Annotated in this window: 22 protein-coding genes and 2 pseudogenes; 2 read left to right on the top strand and 22 right to left on the bottom strand. The window is 40.3% G+C overall.

Translation table 11 applies throughout. From position 1 onward, the window contains the following. Positions 1–751: 751 nt before the first annotated feature. From rplQ to P20495_RS02555, 18 genes and pseudogenes are all read right to left on the bottom strand, one after another. Positions 752–1153, bottom strand: a complete 402-nt coding sequence (gene rplQ, locus P20495_RS02470) for a 50S ribosomal protein L17 (RefSeq protein WP_002959450.1) — start codon at positions 1151–1153, stop codon at positions 752–754. A 39-nt stretch (positions 1154–1192) separates the two neighbouring features. Continuing rightward, the gene (locus P20495_RS02475) at positions 1193–2179 is read right to left on the bottom strand and encodes a DNA-directed RNA polymerase subunit alpha (RefSeq protein WP_002959452.1); all 987 of its coding nucleotides are present in this window, start codon (positions 2177–2179) and stop codon (positions 1193–1195) included. Positions 2180–2203: 24 nt separating this feature from the next. Beyond that, entirely contained in the window at positions 2204–2824 is a 621-nt protein-coding gene (gene rpsD / locus P20495_RS02480) for a 30S ribosomal protein S4 (RefSeq protein ID WP_002959461.1), read from the bottom strand. A 21-nt stretch (positions 2825–2845) separates the two neighbouring features. After that, a pseudogene (rpsK, locus tag P20495_RS02485) lies at positions 2846–3231 on the bottom strand (30S ribosomal protein S11). A gap of 12 nt (positions 3232–3243) precedes the next feature. Continuing rightward, positions 3244–3600, bottom strand: coding sequence for a 30S ribosomal protein S13 (gene rpsM, locus P20495_RS02490; RefSeq protein ID WP_002959473.1), 357 nt, complete (start codon positions 3598–3600; stop codon positions 3244–3246). A gap of 125 nt (positions 3601–3725) precedes the next feature. Continuing rightward, positions 3726–3839, bottom strand: coding sequence for a 50S ribosomal protein L36 (gene rpmJ, locus P20495_RS02495; protein WP_002959476.1), 114 nt, complete (start codon positions 3837–3839; stop codon positions 3726–3728). Positions 3840–3861: 22 nt separating this feature from the next. Next, positions 3862–5190 (bottom strand): preprotein translocase subunit SecY, encoded by a 1329-nt coding sequence (gene secY / locus P20495_RS02500; protein ID WP_007376464.1) that lies wholly within the window; start codon positions 5188–5190, stop codon positions 3862–3864. 10 nt (positions 5191–5200) lie between these two features. Further along, entirely contained in the window at positions 5201–5635 is a 435-nt protein-coding gene (rplO, locus tag P20495_RS02505) for a 50S ribosomal protein L15 (RefSeq protein WP_002959480.1), read from the bottom strand. A 4-nt stretch (positions 5636–5639) separates the two neighbouring features. Beyond that, positions 5640–5822, bottom strand: coding sequence for a 50S ribosomal protein L30 (rpmD, locus tag P20495_RS02510; RefSeq protein ID WP_002959482.1), 183 nt, complete (start codon positions 5820–5822; stop codon positions 5640–5642). A gap of 2 nt (positions 5823–5824) precedes the next feature. Beyond that, complete coding sequence (gene rpsE / locus P20495_RS02515; RefSeq protein ID WP_002959485.1) at positions 5825–6331, bottom strand: 30S ribosomal protein S5; 507 nt, start codon at positions 6329–6331, stop codon at positions 5825–5827. Positions 6332–6340: 9 nt separating this feature from the next. Next, on the bottom strand, positions 6341–6691 hold the full coding sequence (rplR, locus tag P20495_RS02520; protein WP_002959486.1) for a 50S ribosomal protein L18: 351 nt from the start codon (positions 6689–6691) through the stop codon (positions 6341–6343). Between the two features lie 9 nt (positions 6692–6700). Beyond that, positions 6701–7234 (bottom strand): 50S ribosomal protein L6, encoded by a 534-nt coding sequence (gene rplF, locus P20495_RS02525; RefSeq protein ID WP_007376463.1) that lies wholly within the window; start codon positions 7232–7234, stop codon positions 6701–6703. Positions 7235–7247: 13 nt separating this feature from the next. Then, a complete protein-coding gene (rpsH, locus tag P20495_RS02530; RefSeq protein ID WP_007376462.1) occupies positions 7248–7640 on the bottom strand; it encodes a 30S ribosomal protein S8 in 393 nt (130 codons plus the stop codon). A gap of 21 nt (positions 7641–7661) precedes the next feature. Continuing rightward, positions 7662–7967 (bottom strand): 30S ribosomal protein S14, encoded by a 306-nt coding sequence (gene rpsN / locus P20495_RS02535; protein ID WP_033016334.1) that lies wholly within the window; start codon positions 7965–7967, stop codon positions 7662–7664. A 10-nt stretch (positions 7968–7977) separates the two neighbouring features. Continuing rightward, positions 7978–8517 carry a 50S ribosomal protein L5 gene (rplE, locus tag P20495_RS02540; RefSeq protein WP_024610257.1) on the bottom strand — a complete coding sequence of 180 codons (540 nt, stop codon included), beginning with the start codon at positions 8515–8517 and terminating at the stop codon, positions 7978–7980. Between the two features lie 16 nt (positions 8518–8533). Beyond that, positions 8534–8848 carry a 50S ribosomal protein L24 gene (gene rplX, locus P20495_RS02545; RefSeq protein WP_002959496.1) on the bottom strand — a complete coding sequence of 105 codons (315 nt, stop codon included), beginning with the start codon at positions 8846–8848 and terminating at the stop codon, positions 8534–8536. Between the two features lie 10 nt (positions 8849–8858). Further along, entirely contained in the window at positions 8859–9227 is a 369-nt protein-coding gene (rplN, locus tag P20495_RS02550; RefSeq protein WP_002959498.1) for a 50S ribosomal protein L14, read from the bottom strand. A gap of 272 nt (positions 9228–9499) precedes the next feature. After that, positions 9500–11469 (bottom strand): annotated as a pseudogene (locus tag P20495_RS02555) (AsmA family protein). A 433-nt stretch (positions 11470–11902) separates the two neighbouring features. On the opposite strand from P20495_RS02555, the gene P20495_RS02560 reads away from it, so the two are divergent. After that, positions 11903–13066, top strand: coding sequence for a hypothetical protein (locus tag P20495_RS02560; RefSeq protein WP_033016331.1), 1164 nt, complete (start codon positions 11903–11905; stop codon positions 13064–13066). A 277-nt stretch (positions 13067–13343) separates the two neighbouring features. Continuing rightward, positions 13344–14030 carry a TorF family putative porin gene (locus P20495_RS02565; protein WP_033016347.1) on the top strand — a complete coding sequence of 229 codons (687 nt, stop codon included), beginning with the start codon at positions 13344–13346 and terminating at the stop codon, positions 14028–14030. A 61-nt stretch (positions 14031–14091) separates the two neighbouring features. Here P20495_RS02565 and P20495_RS02570 read toward each other — a convergent pair whose 3' ends face one another. The 4 genes from P20495_RS02570 to P20495_RS02585 all read right to left on the bottom strand — a co-directional run bounded on the left by P20495_RS02570 (position 14092) and on the right by P20495_RS02585 (position 19449). Further along, positions 14092–14415, bottom strand: coding sequence for a Bor/Iss family lipoprotein (locus tag P20495_RS02570; protein ID WP_008138787.1), 324 nt, complete (start codon positions 14413–14415; stop codon positions 14092–14094). Next, positions 14412–14723, bottom strand: coding sequence for a Bor family protein (locus P20495_RS02575; RefSeq protein WP_008138786.1), 312 nt, complete (start codon positions 14721–14723; stop codon positions 14412–14414). The genes P20495_RS02570 and P20495_RS02575 overlap by 4 nt, the downstream gene beginning before the upstream one ends. Positions 14724–14983: 260 nt before the next feature. Beyond that, on the bottom strand, positions 14984–18559 hold the full coding sequence (locus P20495_RS02580; RefSeq protein WP_008138784.1) for a M1 family aminopeptidase: 3576 nt from the start codon (positions 18557–18559) through the stop codon (positions 14984–14986). A gap of 11 nt (positions 18560–18570) precedes the next feature. Beyond that, on the bottom strand, positions 18571–19449 hold the full coding sequence (locus P20495_RS02585) for an ABC transporter ATP-binding protein (RefSeq protein ID WP_007376453.1): 879 nt from the start codon (positions 19447–19449) through the stop codon (positions 18571–18573). Between the last annotated feature and the right edge of the window lie 89 nt (positions 19450–19538).

The raw sequence follows: 19538 nt of genomic DNA, 5'->3' as shown, positions 1-19538 counted from the left end.
AGAAGATTAAAAACCGAAGTTTTATTTAACTCTCTGAGTAGTTCGTGCCTCGCTACGCGTTGTCCGCTGCGCGTCGCCATATCCCATCTCAGTGGGGTCGCATTATAGGGAGATCCGAAAACAGATCAACCCTTTTTTGAAGAAAACTTGAAATAATGTGCTGTTCGCTGACTATTTGAGCTAAACGGTCAAAAACAACACTAAACAGTGTGTCTTTACTAGTTTATATAGCTAGTTAATGTAAAAACGAGTATTAAAAGCCATAATCACCCTTTCGAAATGGGATCCATTCGAATCCTATTCATTAATAAATGATCTATACCGCTACACAAAGTTCAAATTGCTTCTTTATAAGGAGTAACAATTAGATAAGGCAAATACAAAGAGCATTCTTGAATTGACTTGCTATGCTCTACGTGAATTTAGTTCGGTTTAAAAAATGGAACTATTTAAGTCTGTGGCCGTTGAGGCTCAATAGAAAGTGTAAGATGTTAAATATCAGCTAAATTTAGTGTTTGCTCATTTATTTATTATGAAGCCAATTCAATTAGCCGTCTTGAGTTTAAAAAAGTCATTAGGATAGTTAATAAACCACTCTTGATGAAAAGATATCGCTGATAAAAGTTTTAAATGAATCCATATAAGCTTATAAAATAGGAACTTTAGGAAGAAATATTCTGTTGGAGGGGACTTAATAAATTTTAGGCAAGAAAAAGCCGAGCATTGCTCGGCTTTTAGGTTTCTTTAAGACTTACTCTGCAGACTGTGCGTCTTCTTGAACTGCTTCGCTAGTCGCTGGGCGACCAACTAGTTCAATATAAGCCATTGGTGCATTATCACCAGTACGGAAGCCACACTTAAGAATACGAGTGTAACCACCTGGACGATCTGCATTACGCGGACCGATTTCACTGAATAATTTACCAACAACTTCATTATCACGCGTGCGAGCAAACGCTAAACGGCGATTTGCTACACTGTCAGTCTTAGCCAGTGTGATTAAAGGTTCAATTACACGACGTAACTCTTTCGCTTTAGGCAAAGTAGTTTTGATGATTTCATGTTTCACCAAAGAACCTGCCATATTGCTAAACATCGCTTTACGATGGCTACTGTTACGGTTTAATTGACGACCACTCTTACGATGGCGCATGACCCTATCCTTCTAACTAAACTAATATAGTGATTTAGATTATTCAGCTAAACTTGCAGGCGGCCAATTTTCTAGGCGCATGCCCAGAGAAAGACCACGTGAAGCTAGCACGTCTTTAATTTCAGTTAGAGACTTCTTACCTAGATTAGGCGTTTTAAGAAGCTCAACTTCAGTGCGCTGAACTAAATCACCAATATATTGAATTTGCTCGGCTTTCAAACAATTTGCTGAGCGTACTGTTAGTTCAAGATCATCAACTGGACGAAGTAGAATAGGATCGAATTCTGGCTTCTCTTCTTTCTCTTCTGGCTCAGTTACATCGCGTAAATCTACGAATGCATCTAATTGCTCAGCTAAGATAGTAGACGCACGGCGGATCGCTTCTTCTGGATCTAAAGTGCCGTTTGTTTCCATATCAATGATTAATTTGTCTAAATCTGTACGTTGCTCAACTCGAGCTGATTCAACCGAGTACGCAATACGTTCAACTGGGCTAAATGATGCATCAAGCAACAATCTACCAATTGGACGCTCATCGTCATCAGAGGATAAACGACTAGATGCCGGCACATAACCACGACCACGTTCAACACGAATACGCATGCTGATCTCGCTGTTATTTGTAGTTAAATTACAAATAACGTGATCTGGATTAGCAATTGTTACATCGCCATCGTGCTGAATATCAGCCGCAGTAACAGGGCCTACACCAGATTTAGTCAGGGTCAGAAAAACTTCATCTTTGCCTTCTAACGTTACTGCTAAACCTTTAAGGTTTAATAGTATTTCAATGATGTCTTCTTGAACGCCTTCTTTCGCGCTGTACTCATGTAATACACCGTCGATTTCAACTTCAGTTACTGCACATCCAGGCATAGATGAAAGTAATATACGGCGTAAAGCATTACCCAGAGTATGGCCAAAGCCTCGCTCTAATGGTTCTAAAACTATTTTAGAACGCGTTGGGTTGATAGCGTCGATGTCGACTAACCTTGGTTTTAGAAATTCTGTAACAGAACCCTGCATTTTATCCTCTCTTAACTCTTAACTTTACTTAGAGTAAAGTTCGACGATTAGTTGTTCATTAATGTCCGCAGACAGGTCTGAACGCTCAGGTAGACGCTTAAAGCTGCCTTCCAATTTCTTACCGTCAACTTCAACCCAAGTCGGCTTTTCACGTTGCTCAGCCAACTCTAGAGCAGCGATGATACGTGCTTGTGTCTTAGACTTCTCACGGATTACAACAGTATCTTCTGGTGTAATTACGTATGAAGGAATGTTCACAACACGACCATTAACTAAAATCGCTTTATGGCTTACTAACTGACGTGCTTCTGCACGTGTGCTAGCAAAACCCATGCGATATACAACATTGTCTAAACGTTGCTCTAAAAGCTGTAACAAGTTTTCACCTGTGTTGCCTTTAAGGCGAGCAGCTTCTTTGTAGTAGTTACGGAATTGCTTTTCTAATACACCGTAGATACGACGTACTTTTTGCTTTTCACGTAATTGTAAACCGTAATCAGATAAGCGACCTTTACGAGCGCCGTGCTGACCAGGTGCAGTCTCAAGTTTACACTTAGAGTCGATAGCTCTTACGCCGCTCTTAAGGAACAGGTCAGTACCTTCACGACGACTCAGCTTGAGCTTAGGGCCCAAATATCTTGCCATGTTATTTCTCCTAACCTATTGTTAAACGCGACGTTTCTTCGGTGGACGACAACCATTATGTGGTATTGGCGTCACGTCAGTAATGTTGGTAATACGGTAACCAGCAGCATTCAAAGCACGTACAGCAGATTCACGACCTGGACCTGGACCTTTGATGAAAACTTCTAGATTCTTTAAACCGTATTCTTGAGCAGCAGTACCTGCACGCTCTGCAGCAACCTGAGCAGCAAATGGTGTAGATTTACGTGAACCACGGAAACCTGAACCACCGGCAGTAGCCCATGATAATGCATTACCTTGACGGTCGGTAATCGTTACAATAGTGTTGTTGAAAGACGCATGAACATGAGCCATACCATCAGCAACTTGTTTTTAACCTTTTTACGACGAATTGGTGTCTTAGCCATAATACTATCCCCTTATCGCTTAATAGGCTTACGAGGACCCTTACGGGTGCGCGCGTTAGTCTTAGTTCTTTGACCACGTAGTGGTAAAGAGCGACGGTGACGTAGGCCACGATAACAACCAAGGTCCATTAGGCGCTTGATATTTAAAGTAACTTCACGACGAAGATCACCTTCAACAGTGTACTTGCCAACTGCATCACGCAGTACGTCAAGAATTTCGTCTGAAAGTTCACCGATTTTTGTGGTTTCGGCGATACCAGTCGCTTCTAAGATAGCCTTAGAGCGAGTCTTACCTATGCCATAAATAGCTGTTAAACCAATAACTGCATGTTTATGATCAGGGACGTTAATGCCAGCAATACGGGCCACTAACACATCTCCTATATTCGAATTTGGTAATCATAAGTTTGAAAAGCCCGTAAGGATACTCAAACGAAGACCAAATTACTACTAAAAACACAGGCCGAGAAAACTCAGCCTGCACGACTGTTTACTTAGCCTTGCCTTTGCTTATGCTTAGGCTCACTGCAAATTACGCGTACTACACCAGCACGTTTAATAACTTTACAGTTACGGCATATTTTCTTAACGGAAGCACGTACTTTCATTGCTCAACTCCGTAAACTGACCTTATCGACCGTAGCCTTTAAGGTTCGCTTTTTTCAGCACAGAATCATACTGATGAGACATCAGGTGAGTCTGTACTTGTGCCATAAAGTCCATGATTACAACAACGATAATCAAAATTGATGTACCGCCGAAATAGAATGGCGTTTGCCATGCCATAGTCATGAATTCAGGCACCAGACAGATAAAGGTTATATACAAAGCACCTGCCAATGTCAGGCGTGTCATCACTTTATCAATGTATTTAGATGTCTGCTCACCTGGTCGAATACCTGGGATAAATGCGCCAGATTTCTTAAGGTTGTCTGCAGTTTCACGCGGGTTAAACACCAACGCTGTATAGAAAAAGCAGAAGAAGATAATAGCCGCAGCTAAAACAAGTGAGTACAACGGTTGACCTGGAGTCAGCGTAGTAGCAACAGCTTGTAATACATCAGCGACCGGACCTTCACCTTGGCCGAACCAGCTTGCAATTGTACCAGGGAACAGAATTATACTGCTAGCGAAGATTGGTGGAATAACACCCGCCATATTTACTTTTAGTGGTAAATGCGTGCTTTGAGCAGCAAATACTTGACGACCTTGTTGGCGCTTTGCGTAGTTAACAACAATACGACGTTGTCCACGTTCAAAAAACACTACAAGATAAGTAACAGCGAATACGATTACCGCAACCATCAACAGTACAAAAACATTCAAATCACCTTGGCGCGCCATTTCGACTGTCGAACCAATAGCAGACGGCAAGTTAGCTACAATACCAACAAATATTAGAACAGAAATACCGTTGCCGATACCACGTTCTGTTATCTGCTCACCCAACCACATAAGGAACATAGTACCAGTTACTAAACTCACCACTGCGGTGAAATAGAAACCCATACCAGGGTTAACTACTAACCCCTCCATCATGCCCGGTAAGCTAGTAGCAATACCGATTGATTGAATAGTAGCTAGCACAAGCGTGCCATAGCGTGTGTACTGGCTAATTTTTTTACGCCCTTGTTCACCTTCTTTCTTAAGCTCTATAAACGGAGGATACATATGCGTTAATAGTTGCGTAATAATCGAAGCCGAAATATACGGCATAATACCCAGTGCTAACACTGAAGCTCGCTCAAGTGCACCACCACTGAACATGTTGAACATTTCAACAATGGTGCCCTTTTGTTGCTCGAAGAAATCGGCAAGTACAGCGGCGTCAATCCCAGGGATCGGCACAAATGAACCTAGACGGTAAATTATGATAGCACCCAATACGAAGAGTAATCGGCGCTTCAATTCCGAAAGTCCACTTTGTGCACTTTGTGTATCTTGACCTGGTTTAGCCATTAGTACTTCCTTAGTCTTCTACCTTGCCTCCGGCAGCTTCAATTGCTTCGCGAGCACCTTTAGAGGCTTTAAGGCCTTTAACGGTAACAGCGCGTGAAACTTCGCCAGATTTAACAACTTTAACGAAAAGAACGTTCTTTTTAACTAGACCAGCTGCTTGTAACGCGCTTAGGTCTACCACATCGCCTTCTACTTTAGCGATTTCAAAAAGGTTTATTTCTGCAGATACTAAAGATTTGCGAGAAGTGAAACCAAATTTTGGTAGACGACGTTGCATAGGCATTTGACCGCCTTCAAAACCAACGCGTACTTTACCGCCAGAACGTGACTTTTGACCTTTGTGACCACGACCACCAGTCTTACCTAGACCAGAACCGATACCACGACCAACACGTTTTGGAGCAGTTTTTGAACCTGCAGCAGGTGAAAGTGTATTCAAATGCATCGAATTAACCCTCTACCTTAACCATGTAAGAAACCTTGTTTATCATACCACGTACACATGCTGTGTCTTCTAACTCAACAGTGTGGTTGATACGACGTAAACCAAGACCGCGTAATGTAGCTTTATGTTTCGGTAAACGACCGATAGAGCTTTTTACTTGTGTTACTTTTACAGTTTGATTTGCCATGGTTACCCCAGAATTTCGTCTACGCGAAGGCCACGTTTTGCAGCGATAGACTGTGGAGAATTCATATTCTCAAGAGCCGAAATCGTTGCACGTACCACGTTGATCGGGTTAGTAGAACCGTAACATTTAGAAAGTACGTTCTGCACACCAGTAACTTCTAGTACTGCACGCATAGCACCACCTGCGATGATACCAGTACCTTCAGATGCTGGTTTCATGAACACTAGTGAGCCAGCATGACGTCCCTTAACAGGATGCTGTAATGTATTGCCATTTAGGTCTACGTTAATCATGTTGCGACGTGCCTTTTCCATTGCTTTTTGAATAGCAGCTGGAACTTCACGTGCTTTACCATAACCAAAACCTACTTTACCTGCGCCGTCACCAACTACAGTTAGTGCAGTAAAGCTAAAGATACGACCACCTTTAACTACTTTAGACACACGGTTTACCGCGATTAGCTTTTCAGCTAGATCAGGCTGTTGTTGCTTTGCTTCTACGTTAGCCATTGTCTACTCCTAGAATTGCAAACCGGCTTCACGCGCAGCATCAGCTAGCGCCTTCACACGGCCGTGATATTTAAAGCCACTGCGATCAAAAGCAATCTTTTCGATGCCTTTGTCAGCCGCACGTTCAGCAACCGCTTTGCCAACTGCTTGCGCAGCTTCAACGTTACCGGTGCCTTTAACTGTTTCGCTAATAGCCTTTTCAACAGTAGAAGCAGCAGCCAGTACATTACCCTCAGCATTTACTACTTGAGCATATATGTGACGTGGCGTGCGGTGGATAACAAGACGCGTTGTGCCTTGTTCAATATAATTTCTACGAGTGCGTTTAGCACGACGTAGACGAGCTGTTTTTTTATCCATCGTCTTACCTTACTTCTTCTTAGCCTCTTTACGGCGTACATTCTCATCTGAATAACGAACACCCTTACCTTTATAAGGCTCAGGTTTACGGTATGCACGAATGTTAGCAGCTGTTTGACCAACTAACTGCTTATCTACGCCCTTAACTAGAACTTCTGTTTGGCTTGGAGTTTCAATCGTAATTCCTTCAGGAACTGCGAAATTAACTGGGTGTGAGAAACCAAGTGTTAAGTCTAAAACTTTACCCTTAGCTGCTGCACGGTAACCAACGCCTACTAACTGAAGTTTCTTCTCGTAACCTTCATGCGTACCAACAACCATGTTGTTGATTAGAGCACGAGCAGTACCTGCTTGAGCCCATGCATTAGCTACGCCATCACGAGGTAAAGTTGTAATAACGTTGTCATTAACTTGTACTTCAACAGCGTTGTTGATAGTACGAGTTAGTTCACCGTTTTTGCCTTTAACTGTGATTTCCTGGCCTTTTAATGTAACTTCTACACCGGCAGGAACAGTAATTGGTGCCTTTGCTATGCGAGACATAGTTCCCCTCCGATTAAGCTACAAAACCAATGATTTCACCACCAACACCAGCACTACGTGCTGTGCGGTCTGTCATTAGGCCTTTAGAAGTTGATACGATAGCGATACCAAGACCACCCATTACCTTAGGTAATTGGTCACGTTTCTTATAGATACGTAAACCAGGGCGACTTACACGCTGGATATTTTCAATTACAGCTTTGCCTTCGAAGTACTTTAACTCGATAGAAAGCTCAGGTTTCGCTTCACTGTTAACAGCGAAATCTACGATATAACCTTCGTCTTTTAGTACTTTAGCTAATGCTACTTTCAGCTTTGAAGTTGGCATCGTTACAGATACTTTCTTCGCTGATTGACCATTACGGATACGTGTAAACAAATCCGCGATAGGATCTTGCAAGCTCATAGTCTTACTCCCATGATTCTATTACCAGCTAGCCTTTTTAAGGCCAGGAATTTCACCGCGCATAGCTGCTTCGCGAACTTTAATACGGCTCATGCCGAATTTGCGAAGGTAACCATGTGGGCGGCCCGTAATGTTACAACGATTACGTTGACGTACAGGGCTAGAATCACGAGGTAAAGCTTGTAGCTTAAGAACCGCGTCCCAACGATCATCTTCAGACGTGTTAACATCTGTGATGATAGCTTTTAGTGCTGTACGCTTTTCAGCGAATTGAGCAACTAGTTTTGTGCGCTTAGCTTCGCGCGCTTTCATAGAATTCTTTGCCATAACCCTACCCTTATTTCTTAAATGGGAAGTTAAACGCTTCTAACAACGCACGGCCTTCCTCATCAGATTTCGCAGAAGTAGTGATAGTAATATCCATACCGCGTACACGGTCTACTTTATCGTAATCGATTTCTGGGAAGATGATTTGTTCACGTACGCCCATGCTGTAGTTACCACGTCCATCAAAAGACTTAGCACTTACGCCACGGAAGTCACGAATACGTGGGATAGCGATTGATACCAAACGCTCAAAAAAGTCCCACATACGCTCGCCGCGTAGGGTTACTTTACAACCAATTGGGTAACCTTCACGCACTTTGAAGCCAGCAACAGATTTGCGTGCTTTAGTGATTAGAGGTTTCTGACCAGAGATTGCTGCAAGATCAGCTACTGCGTGATCTAAAATCTTCTTGTCAGCTAGGGCTTCGCCCACGCCCATATTCAATGTGATCTTTTCGATCTGAGGGACTTGCATGACAGAGCTGAAACCAAACTTCTCTTGAAGTTCAGCTACTACTTTGTCTTTATATACTTCATGCAGTTTCGCCATCATTCTACTCCAACTATTAGATAGTTTTACCAGTAGATTTAAAGATACGTAATTTCTTACCATCTTCAATCTTGAAACCTACACGATCAGCTTTACTCGTTTCCGAGTTGAAGATCGCAACGTTTGATGCATCCATAGATGCTTCTTTCTCAACAATACCGCCAGCTTGGTTCAATTGTGGAACCGGCTTTTGGTGTTTCTTGATCAAGTTTATGCCTTCGACAAAGATTCGACCAGATTCAGTAACAACTGAAAGCACTTTTCCGCGCTTACCTTTGTCTTTACCTGCTAGTACGATTACTTCGTCATCACGACGTATTTTTGCTGCCATGATTGGCTCCTTACAGTACTTCTGGGGCTAGTGAAACGATTTTCATGAACTTATCATTACGAAGTTCGCGAGTCACAGGGCCGAAAATACGTGTACCAATTGGCTGTAAGTTATCATTTAAGATAACAGCAGCGTTGCTGTCAAAACGGATCAGAGAACCATCTGGACGGCGAACACCTTTTCTGGTACGCACAACTACCGCGTTTTTAACATCACCTTTCTTCACTTTACCGCGAGGAATAGCTTCTTTAACAGAAACTTTAATGATGTCGCCAATCGCTGCGTAGCGACGGTGTGAACCACCAAGGACTTTTATACACTGCACTTTGCGAGCGCCGCTGTTATCAGCAACTTCCAGCTGAGTTTGCATTTGGATCATGTTAATGACCTCCGGTGTAGTAATTACAACGTGTCTTAAATTTCTTTAAAATCAAGACATTTCGATTAAATCCCACTCAAAAACAAACGAGTTGTCTCTTAAGGGCGGGCAATTGTACCAGCATTGAGTGGGTAGCGATAGGTTATTTTTTAATTAATTTGGAGTGATGGGAAATTAAAGCTGAGCAATTCCGGCTATGTAGCTATTTTACAGGTGGTTACAAAACAAACAAGGCACCTGTAATGTGCCTTGTTTGTTTAGAGCGCAGTAAATTAACCAAATAAACCTTTTAATTTATCTTTAATCTTATCTTTTGCTTTTCTTTTGCCTTTTCTTTTACCTCATCGACCTTTTGCTTAGCTTCATCTTTGAGCGCACTGCCAACGTCAAGCTTTATACCTACATCGTGGAAAGGGCCTTTTATGCGCAGTGGTATTTTAAAGCCTGTACTGTCATCAGTCGTTCCCTGTCCTTCAATCGATCCAACTATGCCTGTAACCAAACGGTAGTTAACCGTTGTTTGGGGTAAATCAACATCGCCTTCACCTGATATTCTAATAAGTGGGCTGATAAGTGATAGGTCGGTATTTTTGCCAACACCATTAGTAAAGTTGAAGCTTCCCGTTAGTGCAGAGAAATCTGTTTGCTCTGATTCTTCAAACCCGGTATCTAACCCTTCAGATGCTGCACCAAAGTTTCCTGAAATAAGCTCCTTACCTTTACGTACCATTTCAGCTATATTCGCGCCTTTTACAGCGCCATCAGCAAACTCAAACCCAAGTTTTCCGTTAAGCGCACCAATAAACGACTTTTGACTTTGGCCAGTTGTGCTTAGGTTCCAATTTAAAGAACCCTTACCCATTAGCTTGTCAAAACCTGCCGCATCCGCTAATAAAGGCTGTGCATCTATACCAGCTAAGTCAAAGTTAGTTGATATTTTATAAGGCACTTGTTGTGCGTTTACATTGATAACGCCTTTACCTGACCCTTCATAAGCAGAAAAGCTATCTAGGCTTAGTTTTGCAACGCTATTTTTTAAAGCAACAGTAAATTGATTTGCGCCCAACTTAATATCATTAGCTTTTAATCCACTTGAACGAATTACTACATTCGCATCTAGTGAATTTAACGCACTTAAATCAATTTTAGTGTCATCCCATACTATTGGCTCTGCAGGCTTATCTTCTTGCTCTACTGGCTCTTCCTGTTTTACTACTGCTTCAGGTAGGTACGGGTTTAAATCAATCATACCTAAATCAATATCAGCATTTACAGCTAAACGCTTACCTAGGTTAAGCTCGCTCTTACCTTTTATTTCCAATGCGTCTAACGTCGCAGCTAAATCTTCTAAATTAAATTTCTCACCTGCTAGGTGCATTTTACCGTTTACACTAAATGCATTAAAAGCATTGTCTTTAGCGTCTAACTCTACACCTTGCCATTTCGCAATACTTTTAACAGACTCACCGCTTAGTGCTAACTGACCTTTAATATCTTGGCCTTGCTTAGCGATGCTCCCTTCGAACGTTAAATCAACTAAACGAGAATCTAAGGTTTGTTTAACATTAAAAGTAGCACCTTCAATTGCTTTAGCTGGAGTATCTAATTTTATATCAAGCTCAAAACGCTCCTGCATATAAGTAATACCCCCTTTTACTTCTAATGTTTTACGAAGTGATGGAAGTAAAATAGCGAGTTCTAAATCACTAATCTGTTGTTTGGCACCTGTTTGCCCATCTAGATAGGTAAATGTGCCGCCATAAATAGCAACCTCACCTAACTCAATATCAAAGTTATCTGGAAGCTTTATTGCTTCACTTGATTGGCTTTGCTCTTTAGGTTGCTCTGCAACTGCATCAAACAACTGCCAATTAGCTTTACCATTTTTGTCGGTTTCCAATAGGATATTTGGTTCGTTTATAACAAACTTATCTAATTTAAACTCACCACCAAATAATGAAAACCAAGGTATATGTACAGCAAGCTGTTTCATACTCGCCATGTTGGCGCGCGAACCTGATCCCATATTTGCAAAATGCACGTCGTTAAGTTCTAACTTTAATGCAGGGAATACGCTAAGTGTTTTATCACCTTTAATAGTAAGAGTGCGCCCAGTTGTTTGTTCTACCTGCTGCGACACTTTATTAAAAATAGTATCAGTAGGAATTAAAAACGGTGCGGCAACAATTAGTGCTATACATAATAAAAGTATTACACCTACAATTTTAAGTAAGGTTTTCATGATCGTCCTTTCAAACGTGCAAATAATGTTCTTATCATAGCGAGTGTTAGCTTTAAAATCATTGCTGAAGTTGTAAAAATGCTATTTAGTTTAACTTATTTGGCATGATATGAATCCGTGCTGAAAATTTCAGCATAAAAAACATATAGTAGAGTACTAATGAAATGGTTAATGCTATAAAAAAGCATTAACTAAATAATTCAATTTAATGCTCTTGAAATTAAACATTGTAAATTTAATGACAATATCTCACAAAAACCTCAAATCAAAATAACTAATATTTACCTATAATTTAATCTTGATACATTGAAAAGTATAGATATTTATCCCCTGTCACTATTAAGCATTGAGGACAGCGCTGTTGTTATTGATGTAATTGCGCTAAAATAGACCAGCAAAAAAATATATATCTAATCCGGAGATTCTACAAGGCATGAAAAAACTGCTAATTTCACCGTCAAAAATGACGCTAGGCGAACAAGAAAATCAAATCTATCAGAACATTCTGAAGCAATCTTCAGAGTTAAGCCTTAACCTTATGGCCGTGAAAGTAGAAAACCACCCTGATGATTTTTTACCTTGGTGTTACGAACTATTAAATGCAAGTAGAGATCGTATGAACTACGATTTACTAGAGCCGCAACAATTACCTATACTTAAGAAGCTACACGATCAGCTTATTTCAGCTATCAGCTTTTTACAGGTTAAAACTTTACGTATTGCTCCGTGGCCTGTTGTAAGTGTATTTGTAGAACAACACAAAGACGTTATTGCTCTTGATGAACAGCTTCGCTTAGTAGACTACATTAAAAGCATTCGTGAACAATCTCTTAAAGATATGATTCCTGAAGATTTACTTGCGTTTAGCGGTAAGCATATGGCGTCACTTGATCCAAGCACATACAACTTTGATGTTGAATGGTTTGCCTCAACTAAGAGTGCAAAAAGCTTTCATCAAATGCTTAGCGATTTACCAGGTGATTTTGATGCAGCTCTAGCAAACATCCCACTTGAAGGTGATATAACTCAATACGAATACCAGCAATTTGTTGCTGCTTACTCAAAAGTGTTTACCGACAACAATGAAAAACCAACGCTAGCCCCTGCAACTCGCTTGCTAGCAATGCGCCGCCCTGATTTATTTACTCCGATTACAAATAATCGATTAGATGCATTATGTGGCGCTCTTGGAGTTCCAAAACTTAAAAATAGTGATTTTGAGCGTTACTGGCAAGATATCGTTAAAGGTATTCAAGCTATGTCGTGGTATAAAATGGCTAATGCAAGTAACGAACTAGAGGAACAGTTAGTTTCTATTAAAGCACTGATCCCATGTTTCTTTTATTATGCAGACACTAAAACACCTGACAGTTCAAACTACATCAAGTTACTTAGCAAGCCTAAGCGTAGTACAACAACGACAGGTAAAACTCAACGTAGAGGCAAAGAGTCTGCAGAAATTTTAGTAGACCGTGCTCTTGCTGCTGACGATATTCCTGAGCATATTCGCAGCAAACGAGACTCGATCATTAATGAAGTACAAAAAGGTCGAGGCGTTAACGAAACAATTAGTCTAATGCGTACTATTTTCGGCTAAATAAATCTAACCTAGCTGTACTTTAATGGTGCGGCTAGGTTAATTTATGCACCAGCAGCGTGCGAACACTTATTAAAATCACCTCAATAAAAAACACTACTCCTTTGTAAGTCATTATTTTTAAAATATAAAAATACATTTTAAAATAAATAAAACCAAGCTGGCACACACAGTGCACTATCTCCCCAGTTAAACAATAAAAATGCATCCAGTTAAAAGGTTAAAGCAATACATAATAAAACCTTGGCATGCAAAAATCATATAACGGGAAATGGACATGCTCAAACTAAAAAAAACAATTGCGATTAGCACCATCGCATTAATGGCTGCAACATCGGTAGTCTCAACATCGGTTCAAGCTGAAGTAACAGCAAATGCGGCAGCAACATCAAATTACTTATGGCGCGGCCAAGAGCAAACGGGGGGTGATGCGGCAATATCCGGTGGTATTGACTACGCTAATGAGTCTGGTTTTTATGCCGGCACTTGGGCTTCAAATGCATCTTGGGCTGACGAAATGACCTACGAGCTTGACTTATACGCAGGTTTTGGTGGCGACATTAACGAAATTGTTAGTTACGATGTTGGTTATATTTATTACGCTTACCCAGACGCAGCTTCTGGAGCTGACGCAGATTTCTCTGAAATTTACGGTAGTATTAGTGTTGAAGGCTTCACGTTTGGCGCTTCTGTACTTGCAACATCAGCTGCAAGTGGTGACGGTACAGACTTTGGCGACTCACTTTACCTAACTGCTGATTATGGCTTTGCTGTCGGTAGTAACGGTACTGAAATGGCACTACATTTAGGTCATTACTCTGGTGATTTTATTGGTGACGACAATATCTTAGATTACGGTATATCTATTTCAAAAGACGGTTTTACTTTTGGTTTGTCTGATACAGATATAGATGATTCAGATATTAAAGCCTACGTAGCTTACTCTGTAGACTTTAACTTATAAAAAAGAATGTGTTACTTGCTGCAACACGAAGGGCCTTTTGGCCCTTTTCTCGTTTATAATATTACTTGAATGGCACCTTAGTACAACTCACTTCAACTGTTTTAGGGTACCAAGCCGGAGCAATTTGATTAACAGCCACCTCTGCCAAACCATTAGTAAACGATTTATACGTATGGACACTTTGCCATTCACCTTGTGGGCAATGAGTACTTAAATCTAACGGCTTAGATCCTTCATATAATGCAAGAGCAAAATTATGATGCCATTGTGAACTCTCTTGAGTTTTATTGCTCACGTTGTCTTGTACACCATTATCAAAGTAAATGTTCGTACATCCCGTTAATATAATCAGCATACAACTTGTTATAAGTAACTTAATACTCATAATGCCTCTCCTACTATTTCATCTTCGCACCATACTTTAATAGTGTGAGGTGCATATATACCAAGTGTAATTAAACTAAGTGCTCCATCACTAAACGTTTGTTGTGACTGCATTTGAGTTACTGATTTATCTACACATACTTTTTTCACATCAACGCGCTCTTCTCCAACTAATCCCCATAAAAAGAACGGTCGACTATCTTCATAACTCGCTTTGCTTGTTATTTTGGCTGCTTGCTGTGGCTGAATTGTCACCGCAGAGCAAGCGGTTAAACTTAGTATTAAAACGCTTATCATTAGCTGCTTCATTCTTATCCCTTGTTGTTTACTCTTAATGACAGCAGTGTACAAAAAAACTAAAGTTAAGTTAGTAAGAAGGTGTGGGGAAAATGTAGCGGTTTATACAAAAATTTATACAATTTTCTACAAAGTTTAGGATGAGGGCTACTTACTAAATGAGTTTAGATATAGTAAAAATAACTTTACTGTTAGCTATCAATAACCTCTTTCAATAGCTATAAAAATGCCAGTCAGTAAAACAACTGGCATTTTTATACTGCACTTAAAAGCTACAGTGCTTTAATATTATCGCCACTTTTCTTGTCAATTAACTTAATAAAAGGATCCACACCTGCAAATTTAGGTAATTCAGTTACCTTTAGTATAATGGTATTTACACCCGTTTTTATCTCGTGCTTTTGCATATAGATCACAGCACTTTCACTATGTATCTCATTCGGATCTGCGCTGAATAAAGCAACATCTATCATTTGCGCTAGCGGTACATCTTCTTCACTACCTTCGCCATCGGCATGTTTTTTCGCTGCAGCAATAGTCAATGTAATGATATGTTCCCCATCAGCAGATTCAGCCTCTTGCACATCAACATCACTGATTTTTAAATCATATAACGTAATGGCATTAAATTGATCTTCAATGAATGCTTGTTCTTGCTCACTCGCTCCTCGCTTTAGATAGGCAATAAAGTCTAACGTGGTTGGGTAAAACTCTTGCGCATATTGGTAATCTCGCAAAAACGCTCGCAAAGCGGCATTTACGCGCTGCTCACCTAACAAATCATGTATGGCCATCATTACCACGGCACCTTTGTTATAGTGGATATACTGCTGCCCTGCGGCGCGTGCAAGTGTACGTTCCTCATAAAGCTCTGTCGTGCGTCCTAATAAGTAACGATCAAGTTCATACTTTAAGAATTTACGAAGGTTGTTTTCACCATACTTTTCTTTCATCACCATGATAGCTGCATATTGCGATAGCATTTCAGATAAAATATTAGAGCCTTCGACATTCGCGCCAATCACTTGGTGCGCCCACCACTGGTGCGCCAATTCATGCGATGTTACATAGTAAGGAAAATTAATATTATCTGGGTCACGTGTATCTGTAATAAACCCCATATTTTCAGAATACGGTACTGTATTAGCAAAACTTTGCGCAAAACTACGATAGCGAGGAAACTCAATAATACGCATTTGCTTATGCTGATAAGGACCAAACTCTTTAGAGAAGTAATCTAAAGAATCTTTAGTCGACTGAATCATTGCATCTACATTCCAAGCATGATCTTTATGATGGTACACTTCAATGTTTACGCCATGATGCTGCTCTTTTTTCACCTCAAGTTCCATTGAGAGTAAAGTGTAAAAGTGCAACATAGGTGCATCCATTTCGTATACAAACGTGGTTCGGCCATTTTTAGTACTTTGTGATTGCAAGTAACCTGGAACCATCGCAATTTGCGACTCATCAGTGGAAATTGTGGCAGCAAAACTTACATAGTTATCTGCAAACAAAGGTTGATTATGATACTGCGTTTCTTCAATTTTATTGCCGCGTTTTAACTCTGGCAAACCCCTTTGACGACGCTCACTTTTATCTTGTATTTGCTTACCAAAGGAATAACCAAAACTCGGGAACAGTGCCGTGTTGTCAATAAAAGTACCGTTATACACAAGTCGCTCATCGCTTCCTCTATCTTCAAACCCTTCGGTATAACGCTCTACACTCATTGTAATTTCGCGGCTTTCGTTTGGTTGCATGGGTTTAGTAAAATCTAACCAAGCATGACGATACTGCTCGTTTAACTCCCCAAGTTGCGCGCCATCCACCTCAACACTCCATTTATGAGTATTATCAGGCTTATTTACTAATATTCGCGTAATCGGTTGTTGCGATTTATTCTCTATCTGCATTATCACGGTAGCTGTAATACGACGTCCTTGAGGGTAGATATCAGCAGTAACAACAACATCCGTTGGAATAGGTAAAGCCGCATCTACAAACTGACCGAACTCACGCTCATACTGCTCTTGTAAGTCTTCATACTGTTCACTGGTTATAAATTGATTGAGAACCGTTGTGTTGTAGTAAATAAAACTTCCTACACCACCAAAAATAAGGGCACCACATACAATAACCGCTTTACCTGAATTGCCTAGCTGATAGCCTAACAACTGAACGCGTGCTTTTAAATTTTGCCCAGCTCCACGAGGCCAAAGCGCATAACTAAGTGCAGCAATGATCATACTAAAACCTAGCCAGTATAAATTATACCAATGCACTGCAGTTAAAAAGTGGCCATAACCATTAATATCTGAATAAGGCGCCTCTGGTGTCCGACCTATTACAAACATATTATGCTCAAAACCATAGTTACTCATCACCAAAGTAGCGATAAAATACAGCACATATAATCCCATACCTACGTATTTATTTGGGCTAATTACTTGTAGTAAAAAGGCAAAACCACCTTGAAAGATAAGCCCGAGTACAAATAAATAACCGAGTCTAATTACATATTGTGCAATATCAAAGTTCGCCATGCCCATCATCATTTGATAAAACAATGTCACCACGGAGCCAAATGCGCATAACAATAATAAAACAGCACTCAGCGCTACATATTTAGAGCCCCAGAACACCCAATTCGCAACAGGGTACGCATCGATAATGTCGGCCATTCTGGATTCACGATCATGCCATACAAGTTCACCACAATAGTAAACAAGTACTATCATCATCAATATGCCAAAGCTACCTTGAATAAGCTCAACCATTCTAAATGTGACTGGCCAAACATCAGTTCCGTATGGACCCATTGAGCCTACCAACGCTGGAATTAATGTCGCTAAAGATAAAATAAGTAAAATACCAAACGAATAGCTTTTTATAACTTGTTTGACTTCAAAAACAGTACGCGTTAAAAATTGCGACCACGCATTATTTCCCGTCGCTTTTGCCGTTATATTAAACTTAAGTGCAGCTGCAAAATTAGTATTATTATTTTTACTCGCCTTGCCTTTCACTTTTTGCTTTTGAGCCAAATGATGAGATGTATTGAGTGCTGCAATTGCCAATGCTAGTAAGGCAACACCGACCCAAATTAACCTATTATGTAATAACTGATCAGTTAACGTAATTTCCATTACATTACGCTCTGCTATTGTCCAGTATTCCATCTGCATTCTCATTGCCGACATACCAAACATATCTAGGTAAGCTGAGATTTCACGATATTGGATATCAGAGAAAATATTAGATCCAACCAAATAGCTAATAAGTAGGGCAACAGCAACTAGATAGAGCGTTACCATGCTACGAAAGCGCATTGCCACAGCATTAATGAGCGATGAGACAACAAACAAAGAAGGAGCTGCAATATAAAAGAAAGGCACTAAATAATAACTTAGTTGGTTTTCACCTATCATTTCACTGTCTAACCAACCCATTAAGCTACCAAAACCACTGCCAACCCACACACCCAACATAGTGCTTGAAAACACTAATAGCGTGACTAAATAAGCCCCGATGAATCTCCCAGCTTTATACTGAACTATGTTCAGTGGCTTGCTCAAAACTAATTCGTTGAGTTTACTCACGTCATCACGAATGGCTGAGCTTCCAACAAAGTTGACCACTAAAAAAATAGCAAACACCGACATAATCGCAATAACTTGCAAAATTGCGTAAGGAGAATTTATATTTACATTGCTGCTTCCCCCTATTTGCACCGAGTCAGAAACCGATGCCATAAAAGTAAGAAAAAACAAGATAAGTGACGTGATATAGAAAGAGGGCTGACGCATAAAATAGCGCAGCTCAAATTGCATCATTTTAAACAACATAATCAGTATCCTTATGCTGCTTTATTGCGGTGTTGGTGCAATGTTGAAAAATAGACATCTTCTAAATCAGCAGGCTTAGACTCAAACCCTTCTGGCGCATCGTCAGCAAACACACTGAGTAATGTTTGTCCTGCAAACAAACGCTTCGCTATTACCGGTAATGATTGTTCGAGTTCCAAAGCCTCGGCTTGGCTCATCGCTTTGTGCCAAATTTTTCCCTGTAACGTATTCGTAAGCTCAATTGGGTTACCTTCAAGTAAAATTTGACCATTAGCTAATACGGCCATATTTGGGCAAAGCTCAGACACATCTTCAACTATATGCGTTGATAAAATCACCACTTTACTTTCACCTAAACCCACTAACAAATTATGAAAACGATTTCGCTCTTCAGGATCTAGACCTGCTGTTGGCTCATCTACAATGAGTAAATCAGGGTCGCCTAATAAAGCTTGTGCAATACCAAAACGTTGGCGCATACCGCCCGAGAAACCACTTACCGCATTTTTTCGATGATCATATAAATTGGTTTGCGCTAACAACCCTTCAACGGCCTCTTTACGTTCAGCCTTATTACTTAAACCTTTTAAAATCGCCATATGATCAAGTAAATCATAAGCACTAACACGCTGATAAACACCAAAATCTTGCGGTAAATAACCTAAACGCTCACGCAAGCTTTTAGGGTGTGTTAACACATCAATACCATCAAATACAACGCTGCCACTATCGGCTGATTGCAGTGTAGCGATCGTTCGCATTAATGAAGATTTACCCGCACCATTAGGACCCAGTAAACCAAACATCCCTTTAGGGATATTTAAATCAACACCTTGTAGTGCATGTACGCCGTTATCGTAGGTTTTTGATAACCCTGTTATTGATAGCATTTTTACTTCCTTGAATATAAGTAATTATTTTTATAATGTTTTATACCACAAGAAAAATAGGAACATAAGTTACTTGCTGGTTAAATTTG

This window comes from Pseudoalteromonas sp. BSi20495, from assembly GCF_000241185.1.
Lineage (GTDB): Bacteria > Pseudomonadota > Gammaproteobacteria > Enterobacterales > Alteromonadaceae > Pseudoalteromonas > Pseudoalteromonas fuliginea.
Note: the sequence above shows the minus strand (reverse complement) of the source record. Positions and strands in the feature narration are given on the sequence as shown.